Below are 17,723 nucleotides of genomic sequence, written 5' to 3' on the forward strand. Positions count from 1 at the left end.
CTCCCGAGAGCACTCGGGTCGTACAACTGGGTTTCGACTACTCAGTGGCCACCACCTCCATGCGTACGCATCTTGTCTGCGAGCCTTCTTGCTGTGCCGCCCCGCCGGCGGCGGTCCAGCAGCCAGTGGGCCAGCCGGATTCTCGCCTGCGTCGGCGGGGCGGGGTACCGCATACCAGGCAGTTCACCTGCCCAGTCACTCGATCTCTCATTTTTGACAACAGTGAAATTACCCAACAGCATATGGAATGTCTAGAGTGGCCACTGAAGATTTTCTGGTGAGTGATCGCCCATTGGAAGGATCAGTCGGCGGCACGACCTGGCGATTCCCCCGTCGAAGTGCATCGATGAGGGGTGTAAGTGGCCGCTGCTCTGATCGGGTTACCTTCGTTCGATCGGATGAGGGGCCGCGTCTGCTCGCTACGGCAAGACGAGGCAGGCGGAGCCGGTGTTGATGCCGGTGCCGACCTCGAGATTGATTGCGGGACCGCCCTCGGAGGTTTGGTAGGCGACGATCCGGTGCCAGCCGGGGTTCGTCGGGGTCCACTGCACGGTCGCCACACCATCGACCGGCTGGATGTAGTTGCTCGGTGAGAAGACTGTCGAGGGGTCGAAGTCGTAGAACGACACGGGGGCGGCGTCGTCGACGGTCGCGGTCAGTGTGTAGGTGCAATTGGTGCCGTACTGCTGGGTCGGCCCCCAGCTGAGCCCGGGTGAGGCGTGTAGGCCGGTCACCCGCGCGGCGGCATCCGGCGCGGTCACCAGGACGGAGGCCGCCACGCCGAGCAGAGCAACCGACGATCCGAGCAGTCTGCTGGTTCGTGGTGGCCGCGGTCGGTGTGCCGCACTGCGTATGTGCCCGGTCTCGGTGCGTCTCGACAGCGATAGCATCGTCGAATTCCTTTCAGTCGCCTGTCTTTACGATGCATCAACCGATCCCGAGGGCGGCAGAGCCGAAGGTCGTCAGGATGCGCGGGCTCCGCGGACGGCAGTCGCGACCTACCGGGATCGTGCTGGCCGTGGGGTGAGGTCGCGGCGCGCAATGGGCGGGAGGGCGTGAATTCCTGCTGTTCGACACCGGTCTCGCCGACCCCGGCGGGATGTATACGGCGGGCTTGGGCTGGGCATCCGACTTCCCCGGGTGACGCTCCAGCTGCTCTGGCCGATCGACCACACATGGGGTCGTGGCCAGAACACCGGCGTAGGTGGCAGCGAGCCTACGGGCAGGTTGCTGTCTTCCTCGACATCGCGGGAAACGGGTGGAATCTGCTCGGACCGCCCGCACCGACAGTGGGTTGATCAGTCGGAGTCGACGGGCTGTTGCGCGTGGGTGCGTTCACGCCAGACTGCGCTCCGGCCAGCCGGAGCATGGCGATCCCGCACTGGAAGCTGCCCCTCGGTAGCTCCGCTGATCGATCGCGAGACGCCTGCCCCGATACGGAACTGGGGCCTGCCGTGGTGGCGTAGGGTCGAGGTAACGAGGCCATCGAGGCTTCCGAACAAAGGACCAACCAGTTGTCCGACAAATCTCCGCGTAGCAAGATGTCCAAGGCTCAGGGCAAGACCCTGAAGGAGAAACGAGCGGAGAAGAAGGCCAAATCCGCCAACCCGCAGCCCGCAATCGAGGGTTTCGAGAAGAAGGGCAATAAGCACCGCTGAACTGCGGTTGGCCGCACCGGACGCGGGCCTATGCTCAGATGGGTGCATCTGGAGCTGGTGGCGATCGTGGTCGAGGAATATGACCTGGCAATCGAGTTCTTCGTCGGGGTGCTGGGCTTCGACCTGGTAGAGGACGTGCCGTCGCTGACCAACGATGGCAGACCCAAGCGGTGGGTGGTGGTTCGTCCGCCAGGTGCGCAAACCGGAATCCTGCTGGCGCGTGCGGACGGCGAGGGGCAGGCGGCCGTAGTCGGCGGTCAGGTTGCTGGTCGCGTGGGGTTCTTCCTGCGGGTCGATGACTTCCGGTCGGAATATGCTCGGCTGGTCGCAGCGGGCGTCGAATTCGTGACACAACCGCGGTCCGAGCCGTATGGCTGCGTCGCGGTCTTCGTGGACATTGCCGGCAACCGGTGGGATCTACTGGGTCCTGCCTAGTCGTGGCCTGCCGGGATCGCGCCGCAGTCCGAGATTGTCGACTAAGAAGGGTCGTCATGGAGCGTCCGGCTCGACGTCTTCGACGGATTCCGGCTCCACGTCGATGATCTCGCCATTGTGGCCCAGCAGGCTGAGAGCCCCGCTCATGTCGCGATCCGGTTTGGCCAGCTGTTCGGCGGTGATCGGCCAGCCGTCTTCGCCGACAGGCCATATCCCGTCGTCGCGATGCTGGTAGGCGACGTGGCCGCCGTCGCGGGCGGTCATGGCTCAGTCCTGATGGGCCGGTTCGAATCGGGGACGACCTTCCCGGCGTCGACCAAGGCCGACCAGGCTGCGGCCTTGGTGTGGCAGGTGTCGAGGTGGCAGTTGATATGCACCTGCATGGCGAGGCCCGGGTGTTGCCGACCCCATTCGCGGTTGTGGTGGCTGAGGCAGTCGAATCGCACGATCGCTTCCCCTCCGATGGGCGGGTGATTGGGAGGCGGCGCCACCGGGATGTCGTGGACGAACTCGACCTGGCGATGCTGCCCGACCACAGCATCTACGCCCGTCCAACCAGGATGTTGCCACGGTGGCAAAAGCGTGTCGGACGTTCGGAAGGCTAGACGTGCAACCCCGCCCGATACGCCATGCCGCGCAGCTCCCGGCCGACGGCGTCACGTTTGGCGCGGGTAAGCAACTCGGCAAGCACGGAGCGCATGAACGGGTGGCGGTGAATCCGTGCGGGGGAGATCTTCTCGGCGCGGCGCAGCATCAGAACAGCATCGGTCTGACGCTTGGGCAGTCGCGCCAGGGCGCGGCCGTACTCGCGGTAGTACGCCGACTGCCGTGCGGGTGTCAGTGCGCTCGGGTCGATAGCCTCGGCAATCCTCGCGGCCTCGGGGTGCTCGCCCGCCTCCAGGGCCACACTCATGCGCCACACGCCAACGTTGGATGGGCCGAACCCGAACCACATGGCGTTCCCGTCGCCGGTGCGGGCCGCGAGGTCATCGGCATGGTCGATCGCCGCCCGTCGTTCCCTGTCGTCCAGCTTGGCGGCCGACACGAGCGCCTGTGTAAGCGCGAGCATTCCGGCGACCTGCATCCCCGCTGCGCTGTCTGTGCTCGGCTCGGCCTCCGACAGGGTGCGGGACGCGAGGTCGAATCCGCCCGCGCTCACCAGTCCGAAGGCAGTCCCGAACGCGCTCACCGCGCTGTAGAGGGGATCTTCGAGCCGTTCGGCCGCTTGCTTGGCGGTGGCGGCTGCTTGCCAGGCCAGGTCGGTGCTTGCGCCGATGTCGGACAACCATGCTTGGGTGCCCTGAACATGGGTGAGCACTGCGAGTTTCAACAACTCCTGTTCGTCGCGGCGTGCGTCCAAGGTGGTGTGCAGATCGCGCATCAGACTGGGCAACTCGGCACCGACGAGTGCGTAGTCACACTGCCGTTGTGCTTCCAAAAGACTGGTGGTTCTCGCTTTCAATGCTTCGGTGGGCGTGATGTCGCCGCCAGGTTCTCCCATGCTGACCGACAGCAGGGACAGTCGAACATCTCCGAGCGAGCGATCCTCGTCCAGTTCGCCACTGACTCCGACCGCGCCGCGGGTGATCTCACTCGGGGCGACCTCGAGTGCCTTGGCGAGAGCAAGGATGAGCGAGCGGCGGTCCAGTGCGCGTTCGCCCGATTCCAGTCGAGACAGGTAGCTGGTGGAGATCCCGGCGAGGCCGGCGACGACTGCGAGGGACTTGCCACGCGCGTGTCGAATCTGTCGAAGCGTCTGACCCATACTCGTGCCATCCACACCCATATAGCCACGCTACGACCGGCCGGCCTGTTCATCCAGGGGTTCGGTGATAGCGACCGCGCGTAACAGCAGCGCTCGGCGTACGGCAGGACTGTCCGCCAGCCCCGCTGACTAGGCTGACCGGGTGCGGTTCACAGCGGATGTCGAGCGTGGTGGGTGGCTGCTGGCGCGGGTCGGCGAGGTCGGGGTCGGCAGTGTGGCTGGTACCGGGTTCGAGGCTTATGCGCGGATTCTGCATCCGGTCGAGGCGATCCGCCGCGATGCCACGATCACCGACGAGTGGGGCAATCCCGCGATCGTGGCGGAGGCGATGTGGCCGTGGGCCGAGGTCGCCGCGCGCAACGGCAGGGTGATGCATCCGCTGGTGCAGTGGCGCAGGCTCACCGATGATGAGGACGAGGCGGCGATGTCGTTCGACGACGGCTGGGAGGTCGGCCAGACCGTCGAGGGGTGGTTCGATCCGAAGCTGTTGGCCGCGCTCGGCGTTCACCTTCGCGCGGCCACCGAGGCACCCGAACAGGTGACGGCTGGAGTGTGGAATGGGTTCGGCGAACTGAACACACCCTCGGACGCGGTGTTCGTCGCGGCCACCGATGGCGATCCGCAGGACGTCGAGCGCGAGCGAGCTCGCATCGACGCCGAGCTGGTTGCGTCTGTGGCGCCGGAGGTCCGGCGGGCCGTCGAGGCGGGGCCTTTCCTACGCTGGCCGGGACGCGACTTCCTGCTGTTCGACACCGATCTCGCCGAACTCGCCGACCCCGGCTGGGTGTATGCGGCGGGCCTGGGCTGGACGAGCGACTTCCCCGGGGTGACGCCCCAGCTGCTCTGGCCCGCCGATCACGCATGGGTTGTGGCCAGCGAGATCGACTTCGACTCCACGATCGTCGCCGGCTCACGGGCTCTGATCGATGCGGTGTCGGCCGACAACAGTTTCGAGGTTTTCGAGATCGCCGAGGAGTCGGATCTGAGCTGGAACGGCGACGCGATCAACTGCGCGCCGCAGGGCTGACACGGACCGCCGGGCTTTCGGCTCACGTTCGCGGTGAGCAGCCGCAAAGTTCTGTCATGACGGAATCGACCGCAGGGATGGTGGTCGCTGAACGACTTCCAGAGCTGTGATGGCGCGATAGCTCTCGCGCGCCACTACGGTGCGGGCGTCACCGCCCGCACCGTAGAAGACGAATCCAACTCGTCGTGTGACAACCCCTCTACAGCACCACGAACGCCAATGTGGTCGAGGTCGCCGCAGCGAGGGATGCGGCGGCGAGGGCGAGGGGGATCTGCGTTCGTACGTGGTCCATGACGTCGCCGCCGCAGGCGAGGGCGGACAGGATAGTCGTATCCGAGATGGGGGAGGCCTGGTCGCCGAATACCGCGCCGCCGACGACGGCACCGAAGCACAGATGCAGGTAGATCGGGTTCGGGTCGATGGCGTAGGCGAGCGGCATCGCGAGCGGGAAGACGACCGCGAAGGTGCCCCACGACGAGCCGATGGAGAACGCCACCACCATGCAGATGACCATCAGGATGGCGGGCAGCAGCGGATCCACCACCCAGTTCGACGTGGTTTCGACGATGTAGTTCGCGGTGCCGAGTTGCTTGGACACATAGCCGAGCGTTACCGCCAAGGCCAGGATCAGCGCGCCGACCGTCACACCCTTGCAGCCGTCGACGAAGCCCTCGATGGCCTCGCCGAGCGGGAGGCCCTTGATCAGTGCCAGCACGATCGCGACCACCACCGCCAGGCCGAATCCTTGCGCGATCAGCACCTTTCCGGTGATGGCATAGGAGCCGACTACCACGGTGAGCAGGACGCCCATCGGAACGGCGAAGTCGGCGATGCCCGGCGAATAGTCCTTGGGCAGCTTCATGGTGACCAGCTCGTCGGAGGTGATCGGCTTGGCGGTCGGGGAGTTGAGCTGTCCGGTGGTGCGGGCGCGGTGGATGGCCTTCTTCATCGCGCCGCCGACCCACGGCAGCTTCCCCCAGGCGAACAGCAGGGTCGCCAGCAGCGCGAAGATCGCGTAGAAGTTGTACGGGATCGAGCTGATGAAGAACGCGATGCCCTGATCCTCGGTGGCGAACAGCGGGGTGGTCCCGACGATCAGGCCCGCCACGTAGAGCGGCCAGGCGTTGAACGGGAGCACGGTCGCGACCGGAGAGGCGGTGGAGTCGACGATGTAGGTCAGCTCCTCCTTCGACACCTTGTGCTTGTCGGTGAGCGGGCGCACGGTGGTTCCGGCCAGGATGGTCGAGATGGTGCCGCCCTGATGGAACAGCACGCCCACCAGCCAGCCGAAGACCCGGGCGCTGACGGGGCCGCGCACCAGGGTGCGGCCCGCCATCTCCGCGAATGCCTGCGCGCCGCCGGTGCGCGTCCACAGGCCGATCAATCCGCCCAGTGCCCACAGGTAGACCAGCAGGATGGTCGCGAACGAGACGGTGCCCAGCGACGGAAGCATGAAGCCGTCGACGATGTTGTACTCCGCGCTCACGACGCCGCCGGTGACGACGCCGAGGAACAGCGCGGCCACCACGTTCTTGGTCGCGAATACCACCACCAGCGTGACCAGGGCGGGCAGCAGGCTGAACGCTCCCACATGGTCGCCCTCGGCCGGAAGCGTGCCGGGAGAGAGGAATCCGAGGGCGATCAGGCCGACCGACAGCGCGATCACCCCGATGAGACCGCGCGACCGGCCGATGTGCCGGGCTGGGGAGACCTTGCTCTCCGACGCGTCGGTGCTCGGTCCGCCGGGCCGAGCGGAGTCCACGCTCGGTTCTCGGATCTCGGATATCGAATCGATGGATTCAGTGGACATGGCGACCTTTCCGATGCGATCCAGTGCGGAACTCCCGCTGGGAGACGGTCTCGGTCCACGGAACAAGTTGTGCCGCAGTGGTATCCGTGCCGGCGAGGCCGCGTTCGTGTTGGCGACGGCGTCGGAAACTTCCTCTTATATAATGTGCCGTCATATAGCGGCACGATACTTGGTGTAGCGACGATGGGTTCGGCCATGCTTCCCATGCATGGGAAACCCTGTCGTGGATGTCACCCCCCGTCGATCTGGGTGTCGTGCCGGGATCCGCCGCTCACTGTCGCGCCCGTAATCCGGTCGATGCGGTGCGACCCGGGTAGAACGTGTTCCTTGTTATGGTCTGGCGGTGTTGGGCGTGGAGCATCGGATTCAGCGCTCAGGGCGCGGACCAGGCGTACGCCGAGTAGCGGATCGTCGGTCCGATGCTGTCGGGAAATGTCCCCCGAACCGGTCGTGAACCGTCCGCTGTGTGGCGGCGCGGACCCTCGGCGCGGGGCGGATTCCTCCGTACCTTTCGAAGTGTCCGAAAACGGAAGCGAATCAACGGGATTCGCGCTTCCGGGATCGCTCATCGAAAGGAAGAATCATGTCTCGTCTCCCCCTCGTGCAGCCCGAACAGGCCACCGGCGTCGCCGCGGAACTGCTTGCCACGGTGCAGAAGTCGCTCGGCGTCACCCCGAATATGACCAAGGCGATGGTGAACAGCCCGGCCGTGCTGCAGGCATACCTGGGTTTCTCCGGCGCGCTGGGCGGCGGCAAGCTGCCGGCCGCGGTGCGGGAGCAGATCGCGCTGCTGGTGGCGCAGGAGAACGGGTGTGACTACTGCCTGTCGGCGCACACCTACATCGGCACCAACCTGGCGGGCCTGCAGGCGACCGATACCGAGCGGGCGCGGCGCGGGCAGGGGACCGATCCGATCGCGCAGGCCGCACTGACGCTGGCGGCGGCCGTCGTGCGCACGCGCGGCGGCATCGAGGACGCCGATGTGAAGGCCGCGCGGGAGGCGGGTCTCGGCGACGAGGAGATCGCCGAGGTGCTCGGCAATGTCGCGCTGAACGTGTTCACCAACTACTTCAACAAGGCCGGTGGCGTCGAGATCGACTGGCCGGTGGTGCGCGCCGACAGCTAGATCGACGGGGAAGTCCGCCCGGGGCGCGGATCGCGTTCCGGGGCGGGCGATCTAGCCGGTGCGGCGCAGCTCGGCCGGGCTGGTGCCGTACCAGCGGTGGAAGGCGCGGCGCAGGGCGCGCACATCGCTGTAGCCGACGCGGGCGGCGATCGATTCCAGCGTCAGCGAGGCGTCGCGCAGCAACCGGGTGGCGCGCTCCTGCCGGGCGCGCTCCACCATCTCGCGCCAGCTGATCTGCTCCTCGGCGAGCCGTCGTTGCAGGCTGCGCGGGCTCATGGCGAGCCGGGCCGCGACCCGATTCAAATCCGGTGAACTCCCGTCGTCGAAGATCGCCTCGATCTCCGCGTACACCTTGTCGAGCCAGCCCAGTACCGGCCGGGCCGAGGTGATCAGCGTGGCGGCGTGATCGGTCACGATGGCGTGCAGCGCCGGATCGGAGCCGGGCAGGGCGGCGCGCGCATCGCGCTCGTCGATGAGCACCCGCGCGTGGTCGGCGCCGAAGTCGATCGCGTCGGTGCCGAAGAAGCGGCGCAGGTGATCGTAATGGCGGGGCGCGCGGCCCGGCAGCAACACCTGCCGCGGAGCGATGTCCCGGTGCAGTGCCGCGCGGGCCTGCTGGATCACCAGCCCCAGCGCGAATTCGCCGATGATCTGTTCCAACTCACTCGGTTCCGGCCCCAGATACGCGACCGACAGCGCACCGTCCGCGGTACTCACCTCCAGCCGCGACTCCGGACTGGTGACGGCCGCGAAATTGGCGGAGAGCGCGACGAATCCGCTGGCCAGGGTGTCCGATGAGGAAACGAGGTAGTCGCCCGTGCGCAGCATGCCGCGCTCCCAGCGGGACGACACCCGCACGCCGCCGCCGAGCGGTTGCAGGGCGTGAACGGCGGTGTCCCACAGGTGATGGAGGGTGGCGGTGGGGATCCGTATCCGGGGGTCGGCGGTGTCCAGGGGCACGGCCCCGAGTGTCCGGTCGATCTCGGCCTGCGGAATACCCGCCGTGCGGGCGGCATCCGCGATCAGGCGCGCGAGGTGGGCCGGAACAGTCCTGTCGATCACCGAGGCATATTAACCGCCAGAATTGTCAAGTATGTCCGGATAGTTGGCGTGGAATGTCCGCTTTCTGGCGTGTTCGGGCCGTCGGAGTCCGCCACGTTGGTGTCCTCGGACGTCGTGGTGCGGTGACCTTCTGCCCTTGGGATGGGCGTCCGCCGGGATCAGGCTGAGGTGGTCGTAAACGAATGTGTCGGCGCAGCGCCGACTTTCGAGGAGGAACGCCATGAAACCGTTGTCGGAATCGCTGCTGGAGCTGTCGGATCGGGTCAAGCGGATCGAGGAGGCGTCGGCGGCGGCGCGGGAGCAGAACCGGGCCGCGGTGCGGGCGCGGCGGGAGGAGTTCGAGTCCGCGGTCGAGCGGGAGGGTAAGGAGTTCGAGCACACCGCCACCGAGATGCGGGAGGCGACGCAGCGCTGGTGGGCCGAGGCCAAGAACGCGCTGGAGCGCCAGTTCGAGGCCATGCGAGCCGATTTCGAGCAGTGGCAGGCCGATGCGCACGGTGCGGCGGCGGGGAAGGCTTCGCCGCGAGCGGTGCAGAGCGCCGAGGATGTCGCGGAGGTCGCCGTCGTCCTGGCCCGCTACTGCCTCGACGCCGCCGAATGGGCCGTCGCCCGGGCGCAGCGGGCCCTCGGCGACACCGAGGACAAGGCCGACACCCCGACCGAGCAGCCGGTACGACAGGGCTGACCTGCGCGGACACAACCGCCATCGTCATGGCTCGAACGCTCGCGACCACGGCGCGAGCGATGGCGGCCGGTGGTGTGCCCGCTGCGCCCCTGGCAGCGCACTCAGACCGCGGCCGGTACCGGGATGGGCAGGGTGCGCGCCCACGCGCGCGCCATGTCCCTGGCTCGTACCTCGGTCGAGGCGTCGTGGCGGCCGTGCTCGCCGACCTGGGTCGCGCCGCACGCGGCCAGCTTCTCGGCCGCGATCTCGCCGCCGCGGTTGTAGGTGTCGCCGTAGACGGTGTCGCCGAGTCCGAAGACCGCGAAGCGCAGCCCGGTCAGGTCGGGCGTGGTGGCGTCGAGCCGGTCGAAGAAGGGTTCCGCGCCGGTGGGCAGGTCGCCGTCGCCGTAGGTCGAGCAGACGACGATGTGGAAGTCGTCGGCGGTCAGGTCGCCGGGGTCGAAGTCGGTCATGTCGTAGACCGAGACGTCGTAGGCCGACAGTTCATCGGCGACGCACTCCGCGACCGCCTCGGAAGTACCCATTTCGGAACCGAACAGAATGACGACGCGCACCACGTCTCCCTTCTCGAACAAGTTAGCCTAGCCTAGCCTAGGCTAACTTACCCGATGGGAGCCTTTCGTCGACGCAGCAGGAAGGGTAGACTCGCCAACCCGACCGGAATGAGCAGGACCAGGATCGAATCCCGGAAGGCGGAGACGAACACCGTCCCGGCCAGACTCTCCGAGGACTCGCGGACCGCCGCCGCCACCTGCTCGCGCAGGGCCGAATTGCCCTGCTGCTGTGAAGATTCGGAGTGATCGCAGCCCGCCGGAGTGCGCTCCGGCGTGGATGACTGGAGTTGCAGCGTCGCACACCGGGAGAATTCGCCTGCAATGGTGGGAGCGAAGGGCGTCACCGCCGTCAGCCGCTGCTGCAATTGGTCCCGTTCGGTGTTCACCGCCGCCGGTGCGCCGGTGGCGACGGAGTGGAAGAACAGAATGCCGATCAGCGCCACCCCCAGCGAGTTCCCGACCTGCTGCGCGGTGGGCACCAGCCCGGACGCGGAATCGATCGAGCGCGGCGGCACCGCCGCCACCACCGCGATCTGCAAGCGGGCCGCCGCCACCCCGACACCGAAGCCGCCGAGCAGCAGCGGCACCAGCAGCACCGGCCACGACAGCCCGGCCGGAGACGGATCCAGTGCCAGCAGCCAGCCCACCAGCAGCACCCCGAACAGCACACACCCCACGCCGACCATCCGATTGCCCAGCGCCCGAGCGAATTTCGGTGCGATCAATGCCCCGGCCACCGCACCGGCCGAGAACGGCAGCGTGGTCACACCGGTGCGCAGCGCGGTGTACCCGAGCCCGAACTGGAGCGATACCGACATGGTGAACAGGTAGGCCGCGAACACCCCGTACACCACCAGGCAGGCCACGATCCAGTACGCGAAGCGCGCCGAGACGAACAGGCCCGGATCGACCAGCGGTGAACCACCCCGCGCGGCCGTCCGGCGTTCATGGGCGACGAAGGCCGCCAGCACCGCCGCCGACGCCGCCAGCATGACGAGAATCGGTGTCGACCAACTGTGTTCGCGCCCGATCGACAGGCCGTACACGAGGAGGAAGAGGCCGATCGCCGCCAGTAGCGCACCGCCGACGTCCACGGCACAGCGCTCGGACACCACCGAGCCGCGCAACTGCCGGGCGGCCAGCACCAGCGCCACCGCTCCGGGAATCAGATTCACCAGGAAGATCGACCGCCACGACAGGTCCAGCGGATTCGCGCCCAGCAGCAGCCCGCCGGCCAGCGGTCCGAGCATGGCCGCCGTACCCGCGGTCGCACCGTAGAGCGCGAAGGCCAGATTGCGACGGCCGGTATCGGCGAACCGGGCACTGATGATCGCGATGGGCTGGGCGGAGACGGCTCCGGCGGCCGCGCCCTGGAGCACGCGCGCCGCGATGAGCGTGAGCGGGGTGGGCGCGATTCCGCAGAGCACCGACGCCCCCACGAAGACCGCGAGCGCGGCGGTGAAGAAGCCACCGCGCCCCCACCGCATTCCCAGCCGCGCGCTCGGCAGCAGCGAGCAGGCCAGCGCGACGGTGTAACCCGTGAGCATCAGCGAGGATTCGGCCGAACTCGCGCCGAGTTCGCGCACGATGTCCGGGATCGCGACCGTCACGATGGTCGCGTCCAGCATCTGCATGAACACGGCGATGAAGACGGCCGTCACCGCGAGCCAGGCGGAGGAGTGCGGTGCGGGGGCGGCGGTGTCCCGCGATACGCGCAGTGCGCTCATGGGCCGCCCCTACGCGACATCGAGTGAGAGCGGGCTGGTCCCGGAGTGCGTGATCGACTCCATGACCTCGGTCAGCGCATCGCAGTAGCGGGCCATCGAGCGGGCGGCGATATCGGTCTCCGGGAACAGCGACGCCATCCAGATCATGTCGTGCGTGCGCTGCACCCAGGAGTACACCTCCTCGGAGGTGCCGCGGCTGCCGAAGAAGGAGAAGTTGAGCGCGGTGAACAGCTCGGCGCCCGGCAGCTTGCGCATATCCAGGAACGACAGCATCGGGGCGACCCACCCGCGCCGGACCTCGAATCCCTCCCGGGCTTCCAGCAATTCGACGACCCGGTGCAGCGACACCTCCGACAGGCAGCGGCCGTCGGTGAAGGCGGCGTCGGCGCGCCGGGCGGTGTCGGCGAAGCTCTCCGCGGGGTCGAAGTCGAAGGCGATCGGGATCAGGCTCGCGTACCAGCCCACCGAGCGCCGTTCGGCCGCGCTGACCCGGGTGTTCTTCGGCGACAGGTTGAAATACCAGGTGCGCCCGGACAATTCGTATTCGGCACGGGCCGCGGCGGCGAAGATGCCGGACACCAGGCGCACCCCCGCACGTTCGCATTCGGCCTCGAAGCGGTCGGCGGCGTCGCCGGACAGCAGCACCCGGCGGTCCGAGGCGGCCGACGCCGACTCCCGCGTACCGGGATCGCGCAGCGGCAGCGGGAAGCTGGGCAGCCTGCCGCCATTGGCCATGATCCGATCGGCCCAGGCCACGATCTGCGGTGACCGCGCGTCCAGCGCCGCGGCCCGGGAACGCTCCCGGCCGCTGTGCTCGCGGTAGCTCGCCGCGGGCACGGCGTCCAGGTGCTGCGCACCGCTCGGGTCGTAATAGAGCTGCACGAGTTCACCGCTGATGATCCCGCCGGAGACGGCATCGCAGTTGATGTGGTCGGAGGCCACCACGAAGGTGAACGAGGTGCCGTGGTCGATCACCGCGAAGGTGAAGCAGTCCCAGCTGGTCGGCCCCGGGGTGATCCGCTGGAGAATGCGGCTCACCAGCGGGCCGTCGATCTCGCCCCAGGAGTCGGCGGTGAGCTGGATGTCCTCGGGCGCGAGCACGCGGCGCTGGATTCCGGCTGCACCGTCGATCTCGAACCAGCTGTGGAAGGAATCGTGTCGCCGCACGATCGCGGTCGTGGCGCGGACCAGCGCCGGAATATCGGGTGCGCCGTCGAGGGTGAACGCGCACAGCACCAGGCGATCGAACCGGCGACCCGACAGTTTCGCGGTGCGCGCCATTTCCAGGTACGCGTCCTGCTGAAAGGACGGTGGGGTGGCATCGGCGCGGGCGCGAAAAGCCGCCGCCCGCGAGGTTTCGCTGGGACGGATGACGGTCAACTGGCCGCCTTTCGGCCGCCAATCGTCGATGAGTCCGCTCTGCATCATGGCAAGAAGTCCTCTGAAATGGTGGAAGTCGAATTCAGGACGCGATTTTCAACAGCGATCCGATGGGCGGCCGCTGTTGCGCGTGCAGGTCGAATTCGCGGGGTACGAATCCGTCCACGCCGAGTGGGAACTGGACGATTCCGGCGCCGGAATCGGGGAGCCCGCAGCGTCCGAGCGCCGTCGCGACGATCTGTCGGCTCATCACCCCGAGTTCGTGCAGCGGCCGGTTGCGGTGCTTGCGCACGCCGAGGTCGACCTGCCCGATGCCCTCCGCGCCGTACTGGTCGAAGACGTCGATCAGCAGCCCGATCTCCACGCCGTAGTGCGGCGCGAAGGCAAGCCGCTCGAGTGCCTGCCGGGTGGCGGCATATTCCCCGCCCAGCGGTTGCACCACGTGGCGCAGCCCCGGTCGCAGCGCGGCCAGCAGCGGTCGGGCCACGAGTTCGGTGACCCGGCCACCGCCGGATTCGTCGAACGACTCACCCACCAGCAGCGGCCGACGGTAGTAGCCCTTGCAGAAGACCAGGCTCGGGTCCAGCAGGAGCGGGCCGATGAGCTTGGGGACGAACTGCGGATCGGGATCGATGAGATCGGAATCCATGAACATCACGATGTCGCCGGAGGCGACGGCGAGGGAGCGCCACAGCACCTCGCCCTTTCCCGGAACGGGGGGATGGTCGGGAAGTACCGATTCCCGGCTGACCACGGTGGCGCCGGCTTCGGCGGCGACGCGCATGGTGGCATCCGTGGATCCGGAATCCATGACGATCAACTCGTCGACCAGGCCGGCCGGCAGGCGCCGCACGGCCCGGACCACCTCACCCACGGTGGCTTCCTCGTTCAGCGCGGGAAGCACTACGGAGACGGTCCGTCCGTCCTTGGCGGCGATCAGGTCGCGCGCCGTCCACTCCGGGGTTGCCCAGGTGCGGATGCCCTCATCAGATTTCGCGAACAGACCGGTCATATCGACCACCTCTTCTGGTGCTCGGAATGCGTTGACACTGCGAATCGCGGCGTTGCGATGAGGAGAAGCTACAACGCCGCTGAGCGACTGACCAGATTTAAGTAATAGGTTTCAGGCGGTGGTAACCGAGCATTAACTTATTTACGGTTAGACCAGGCAAATCGGGCATGTGTGGTATGGAATAATCGTGACCGCAGTCGCATTTCAATAATGTAGTGACGGGGGTCGCTGTAAGGCAAGTTCTTTCAGCTGGTAATTCCGCTGTTTTGAATCATAGTGCGAGAATTGCTTATTGTGCCAAATGACGCGACGGGGGCGTATTGATATATTAGCTGAGAGATTGCTAGCGTAATAGTTCGCGAGCTCCGGCGCCGTACGTGTCCGGATCCTCGAGTTGCGGATAGTGGCCGAGGCCGGTCAGTTCCACCACTCGCGCCCCGGGCCGCAGTGCGCGCAGCCCATCCAGCACCGCCGTGGTGGCCACCGGATCCGCGGTGCCCCACAGCAGCCCCAGCGGCTTGTCCCAGTCCCGCACCGCGCCGTGCCAGCGCTGCGCGTGGGTGACGCGCTCGTCGAGATAGGCGGTCAGCAGATGGGCGATGCGATGGCCGCCCGCCCGCGACAGCAGCGCCCACTGGGCGGTCGCCTCCGCGCTGCTCAGCGGGTGCGCCGCCGAGAACAGTCGGGAGAACTCGCGAGTGAAGACGATCCGATTGGCCAGGCGCGCCGCGACCGGTCCCAACGGGCCGCGCAGGATCTTCTGGATGGGTCGCAGGGTGGCCTTCTCCAGGATCACGCTGCCGTTGCTCAGTACCGCGCGGTCGAGTTCGAACGGAAGCGTGCCCTCGATCTCACGGGCGAGTAATTCGGTGGCGACCGAGGTACCCATGTCGTGGGCCAGCACGGCGATCGGGCCCGAGATGCCGGTCAGCGCGAGTACCTCGGCCACGGTGTCGGCGTGCTCGAACAGGCTGTAGCGGTGCGGGCGGGGCTTGTCGGAGAGGCCGAAGCCGGGGAAATCGAGCGTGATCCACGCCCGACCCTCGAGCCGGTCCACGATGTGGCGGAAATCGAAAGAGCTGGAAGGGTATCCGTGCAACAGCAGGACCGTGGGACCCGAACCCGGGGCCGAACGAACGAACACCGAACCCGCCCGGCAGCGCAGCATCCGTCCGCCCGCGCGCCAGTCCCGAACCGCCTGTGGCATCACGACCCAGCACACTACGGGTCCTGCCGGGCCGGGGAAACCCGCGGTCGACGCATGCGTTCCGGGCGGGTCGCGATTCCCCCTTGCGGCGCGCCCGTTATCGAAATGTAACGTGGAGAGAGGACCGAGACGCCAAGGCAAGGAGTCCTGACACCTTGGAAGACGTATTGCGGCCGCTCATAGTCTTCGGCGGCACCCTCGCCGTCAGCATCATGGCCGGACTGTTGATCGACCGGGTACTGCGGTACAGCGCGAACCGACACCCCGGGTCGTCGCTGGCCACCCTGCTGCGCCGGATACAGCTGCCCCTGCAGGCGCTACTCGCCAGCGCCGGACTGCATTTCACGTATCCGCTCGCGGAACTGGAACTCCAGCAGGACGCCGTGATCCGCAATGTGCTGGCCACCCTGGCGATACTCGCCACCGCGTGGCTGGCCATGCGCGCCGCCGATACCGTGGCCGGGAACACCCTGGACAAGTACGCCAACCGGACCGCCGACACCGCGCGGGTGCGGCGGCTGCACACCCAGCTCGGCATGGTGCGCCGGATCGTCACCACGGTGCTGGTCGTGACCACGGCCGCGGTGGCGATGCTGATCCTGTTCCCCAATCTGCGCACCCTCGGCACCTCGCTGCTGGCCTCGGCCGGTGTCATCGGCATCATCGCCGGTGTGGCGGCCCAGTCCACGCTCGGCAATCTGATGGCCGGGTTGCAGATCGCGTTCGGCGATTCGGTGAAGATCGGCGACACCGTGGTGGTCGAGGGCGAGTGGGGCACCGTCGAGGAGATCACCCTGGCCTTCCTCACCGTGCGCATCTGGGACGACCGCCGCCTCACCATGCCCATCTCGTACTTCAACAGCAAGCCCTACGAGAACTGGTCCAAGGGCGGTCCGCAGATCACCGGCACCGTCTTCCTGTACCTGGACCACAGCACACCGGTGCCGGAACTGCGCCAGCACCTGCACGAATTCCTGCGCGGCCGCAAGGACTGGGACGGCCGTAAGTGGAACCTGCTGGTCACCGACAGCACCCCGACCGCCATCGTGGTCCGCGCCTCCATGTCGGCCCGCAATGCCGACGACGTCTGGGATCTGCGCTGCGCGGTACGCGAGGAACTGCTCGGCTGGCTCGCCCGCTACCACCCGTACGCCCTCCCGAAGATCCCGACCGCCATGGTGAGCGGCGGCACGCCCGCCATGGCTGAGTAGCGGTACGCCGGGGGCGGTAGCGAACCCGCGGCCAACGCGCCGACAGGGCCGCATTCGGGTCTCACAGCCGAGCGTTCACGGTTGGGACAGCTGGCTTTACAGACGGTCACGCGGATGCCATGTGCGCGTCATCACACCGGCAAACTCCCGGGCGCACACTGGATTCCGCGCACCGCTCGTCGCTCGGAGGTCCCGATGTTCGAATCCTGCCGTTCCCCACACGAATCCGCCCATCTGCTGCGCGTGCGCTACGGACTTCCCGTGGAGCTGTTCGCCGACCGGCCCTACCTCACGGTGGGCCGGGCGGTGGAGGCCATCGGGCTGCCGCAGCGGCTGGGCCGCCATGTCCGAGATCAGTTGGCGGGATTGCCCGCAACGCCCGCGGTGGCCGATCCGCGCGGGCGGAACTGGTGGTTTCTCGTCGCTCCACCGACGCCGTATCACGCTGTGCCGCAGCGGCTTCTCGGTCGGCTGCGGGCGCACGGCGTGACCGTGCCCGATGTCGGCGGCAAGGTGATGCTGCCGGTCTCGGATTATCGGCTCGGTTGGCACTGGGCCTGTGAACCCGAGCCCGGCCGCCTGGCCCTGCCGCACCGGGCGATGGTGCTGAACGCGGCGCGTTCGGCCATTCTGCGCGGAGCCGACCATGTTCCCGCGTGAGCGCGCGGTCGCGGTCGCGGCGCGGGAGCCGCTGCCGAGATGGCAGGAGCTGCTGGCCGCGTTCGGCGGCGCCGACACGGACCGGGGGACTGGGCATCCGCTGCTCGACGCCGCCGCGGCACTGGCCGAACTGCACCGGCTGCGCCGCTCGCAGCCCGGCCACGCCGCCGAGATCGACTGCCGTCGCGCCGAATTGGCCGCCGTCATCGACGGCTGGGTGAGCGTGGAGCCGCAGTCGCACCGCCCGCGTTCGGAATCGGTCGGCGGCTTCGTCGACCGGATGGCCGCCGCCCACGCCCACGCCGACCGCCTGCTGCACTCCGATATCGACATCGCCGACGACCGGGTGCACGCCGCCTGGCACCGGCTGGCCGCCCTCGCCGACGCCTGGACCGATCTGACCG

18 protein-coding genes are annotated in these 17,723 nt (G+C 67.7%); 8 read left to right on the forward strand and 10 right to left on the reverse strand.

Annotated features, from left to right (window positions below; genetic code table 11):
• Positions 1-419 precede the first annotated feature (419 nt).
• Positions 420-779: a hypothetical protein gene (locus tag QK444_RS14580; protein ID WP_143979400.1), complete on the reverse strand. Its 360-nt coding sequence runs from the start codon at positions 777-779 to the stop codon at positions 420-422.
• A 735-nt stretch (positions 780-1,514) separates the two neighbouring features.
• Between QK444_RS14580 and QK444_RS14585 the strand changes: the two genes are divergently transcribed.
• Positions 1,515-1,658, forward strand: coding sequence for a hypothetical protein (locus tag QK444_RS14585; RefSeq protein WP_169335037.1), 144 nt, complete (start codon positions 1,515-1,517; stop codon positions 1,656-1,658).
• A gap of 42 nt (positions 1,659-1,700) precedes the next feature.
• Complete coding sequence (locus tag QK444_RS14590; RefSeq protein WP_282780641.1) at positions 1,701-2,093, forward strand: VOC family protein; 393 nt, start codon at positions 1,701-1,703, stop codon at positions 2,091-2,093.
• Between the two features lie 54 nt (positions 2,094-2,147).
• Here QK444_RS14590 and QK444_RS14595 read toward each other — a convergent pair whose 3' ends face one another.
• Positions 2,148-2,357, reverse strand: coding sequence for a hypothetical protein (locus tag QK444_RS14595; protein ID WP_282780642.1), 210 nt, complete (start codon positions 2,355-2,357; stop codon positions 2,148-2,150).
• 337 nt (positions 2,358-2,694) lie between these two features.
• On the reverse strand, positions 2,695-3,879 hold the full coding sequence (locus QK444_RS14600; RefSeq protein WP_282780644.1) for a helix-turn-helix transcriptional regulator: 1,185 nt from the start codon (positions 3,877-3,879) through the stop codon (positions 2,695-2,697).
• A 295-nt stretch (positions 3,880-4,174) separates the two neighbouring features.
• On the opposite strand from QK444_RS14600, the gene QK444_RS14605 reads away from it, so the two are divergent.
• Positions 4,175-4,885, forward strand: coding sequence for a hypothetical protein (locus QK444_RS14605; RefSeq protein WP_282780646.1), 711 nt, complete (start codon positions 4,175-4,177; stop codon positions 4,883-4,885).
• A 199-nt stretch (positions 4,886-5,084) separates the two neighbouring features.
• Here QK444_RS14605 and QK444_RS14610 read toward each other — a convergent pair whose 3' ends face one another.
• A complete protein-coding gene (locus QK444_RS14610; protein ID WP_282780648.1) occupies positions 5,085-6,695 on the reverse strand; it encodes a Na+/H+ antiporter NhaC family protein in 1,611 nt (536 codons plus the stop codon).
• Between the two features lie 583 nt (positions 6,696-7,278).
• Between QK444_RS14610 and QK444_RS14615 the strand changes: the two genes are divergently transcribed.
• On the forward strand, positions 7,279-7,821 hold the full coding sequence (locus tag QK444_RS14615; protein WP_282780649.1) for a carboxymuconolactone decarboxylase family protein: 543 nt from the start codon (positions 7,279-7,281) through the stop codon (positions 7,819-7,821).
• 51 nt (positions 7,822-7,872) lie between these two features.
• On the opposite strand, the gene QK444_RS14620 is transcribed toward QK444_RS14615, so the two are convergent.
• Positions 7,873-8,883, reverse strand: a complete 1,011-nt coding sequence (locus QK444_RS14620; protein WP_282780651.1) for an AraC family transcriptional regulator — start codon at positions 8,881-8,883, stop codon at positions 7,873-7,875.
• A 220-nt stretch (positions 8,884-9,103) separates the two neighbouring features.
• Here QK444_RS14620 and QK444_RS14625 point away from each other — a divergent pair, with 220 nt between their 5' ends.
• Positions 9,104-9,568 carry a hypothetical protein gene (locus QK444_RS14625; protein ID WP_282780653.1) on the forward strand — a complete coding sequence of 155 codons (465 nt, stop codon included), beginning with the start codon at positions 9,104-9,106 and terminating at the stop codon, positions 9,566-9,568.
• Positions 9,569-9,669: 101 nt separating this feature from the next.
• Here the strand turns inward: QK444_RS14625 and QK444_RS14630 are convergent, their stop codons facing one another.
• The 5 genes from QK444_RS14630 to QK444_RS14650 form a co-directional block, all read right to left on the reverse strand.
• Positions 9,670-10,122, reverse strand: coding sequence for a flavodoxin domain-containing protein (locus QK444_RS14630; RefSeq protein ID WP_282780668.1), 453 nt, complete (start codon positions 10,120-10,122; stop codon positions 9,670-9,672).
• 47 nt (positions 10,123-10,169) lie between these two features.
• Positions 10,170-11,849 (reverse strand): MFS transporter, encoded by a 1,680-nt coding sequence (locus QK444_RS14635; RefSeq protein ID WP_282780654.1) that lies wholly within the window; start codon positions 11,847-11,849, stop codon positions 10,170-10,172.
• A gap of 9 nt (positions 11,850-11,858) precedes the next feature.
• Complete coding sequence (locus tag QK444_RS14640) at positions 11,859-13,277, reverse strand: condensation domain-containing protein (protein WP_282780656.1); 1,419 nt, start codon at positions 13,275-13,277, stop codon at positions 11,859-11,861.
• A 34-nt stretch (positions 13,278-13,311) separates the two neighbouring features.
• A complete protein-coding gene (locus QK444_RS14645) occupies positions 13,312-14,241 on the reverse strand; it encodes a glucosyl-3-phosphoglycerate synthase (protein WP_282780658.1) in 930 nt (309 codons plus the stop codon).
• 343 nt (positions 14,242-14,584) lie between these two features.
• Positions 14,585-15,451, reverse strand: a complete 867-nt coding sequence (locus tag QK444_RS14650) for an alpha/beta hydrolase (protein WP_282780660.1) — start codon at positions 15,449-15,451, stop codon at positions 14,585-14,587.
• Positions 15,452-15,603: 152 nt separating this feature from the next.
• Between QK444_RS14650 and QK444_RS14655 the strand changes: the two genes are divergently transcribed.
• From QK444_RS14655 to QK444_RS14665, 3 genes are all read left to right on the forward strand, one after another.
• The gene (locus tag QK444_RS14655) at positions 15,604-16,659 is read left to right on the forward strand and encodes a mechanosensitive ion channel domain-containing protein (protein ID WP_195144330.1); all 1,056 of its coding nucleotides are present in this window, start codon (positions 15,604-15,606) and stop codon (positions 16,657-16,659) included.
• A 195-nt stretch (positions 16,660-16,854) separates the two neighbouring features.
• Positions 16,855-17,319: a hypothetical protein gene (locus QK444_RS14660; RefSeq protein WP_282780664.1), complete on the forward strand. Its 465-nt coding sequence runs from the start codon at positions 16,855-16,857 to the stop codon at positions 17,317-17,319.
• Positions 17,306-17,723, forward strand: a 418-nt coding sequence (locus QK444_RS14665) for a DUF4254 domain-containing protein (protein WP_282780666.1), incomplete at its 3' end; no start/stop codon positions are given. The genes QK444_RS14660 and QK444_RS14665, both read left to right, overlap by 14 nt.

Origin of the sequence: Nocardia sp. CC201C (assembly GCF_030010695.1) — a bacterium.
GTDB lineage: Bacteria > Actinomycetota > Actinomycetes > Mycobacteriales > Mycobacteriaceae > Nocardia > Nocardia otitidiscaviarum.

Bases quoted from the DNA above. Each gene is read 5' to 3' on its own strand.
- QK444_RS14610 (WP_282780648.1), bottom strand. From the start codon at position 6,695: ATGTCCACTGAATCCATCGATTCGATATCCGAGATCCGAGAACCGAGC.
- QK444_RS14660 (WP_282780664.1), top strand. From the start codon at position 16,855: ATGTTCGAATCCTGCCGTTCCCCACACGAATCCGCCCATCTGCTGCGC.
- QK444_RS14645 (WP_282780658.1), bottom strand. From the start codon at position 14,241: ATGACCGGTCTGTTCGCGAAATCTGATGAGGGCATCCGCACCTGGGCA.
- QK444_RS14640 (WP_282780656.1), bottom strand. From the start codon at position 13,277: ATGATGCAGAGCGGACTCATCGACGATTGGCGGCCGAAAGGCGGCCAG.
- QK444_RS14625 (WP_282780653.1), top strand. From the start codon at position 9,104: ATGAAACCGTTGTCGGAATCGCTGCTGGAGCTGTCGGATCGGGTCAAG.
- QK444_RS14600 (WP_282780644.1), bottom strand. From the start codon at position 3,879: ATGGGTGTGGATGGCACGAGTATGGGTCAGACGCTTCGACAGATTCGA.
- QK444_RS14595 (WP_282780642.1), bottom strand. From the start codon at position 2,357: ATGACCGCCCGCGACGGCGGCCACGTCGCCTACCAGCATCGCGACGAC.
- QK444_RS14615 (WP_282780649.1), top strand. From the start codon at position 7,279: ATGTCTCGTCTCCCCCTCGTGCAGCCCGAACAGGCCACCGGCGTCGCC.
- QK444_RS14635 (WP_282780654.1), bottom strand. From the start codon at position 11,849: ATGAGCGCACTGCGCGTATCGCGGGACACCGCCGCCCCCGCACCGCAC.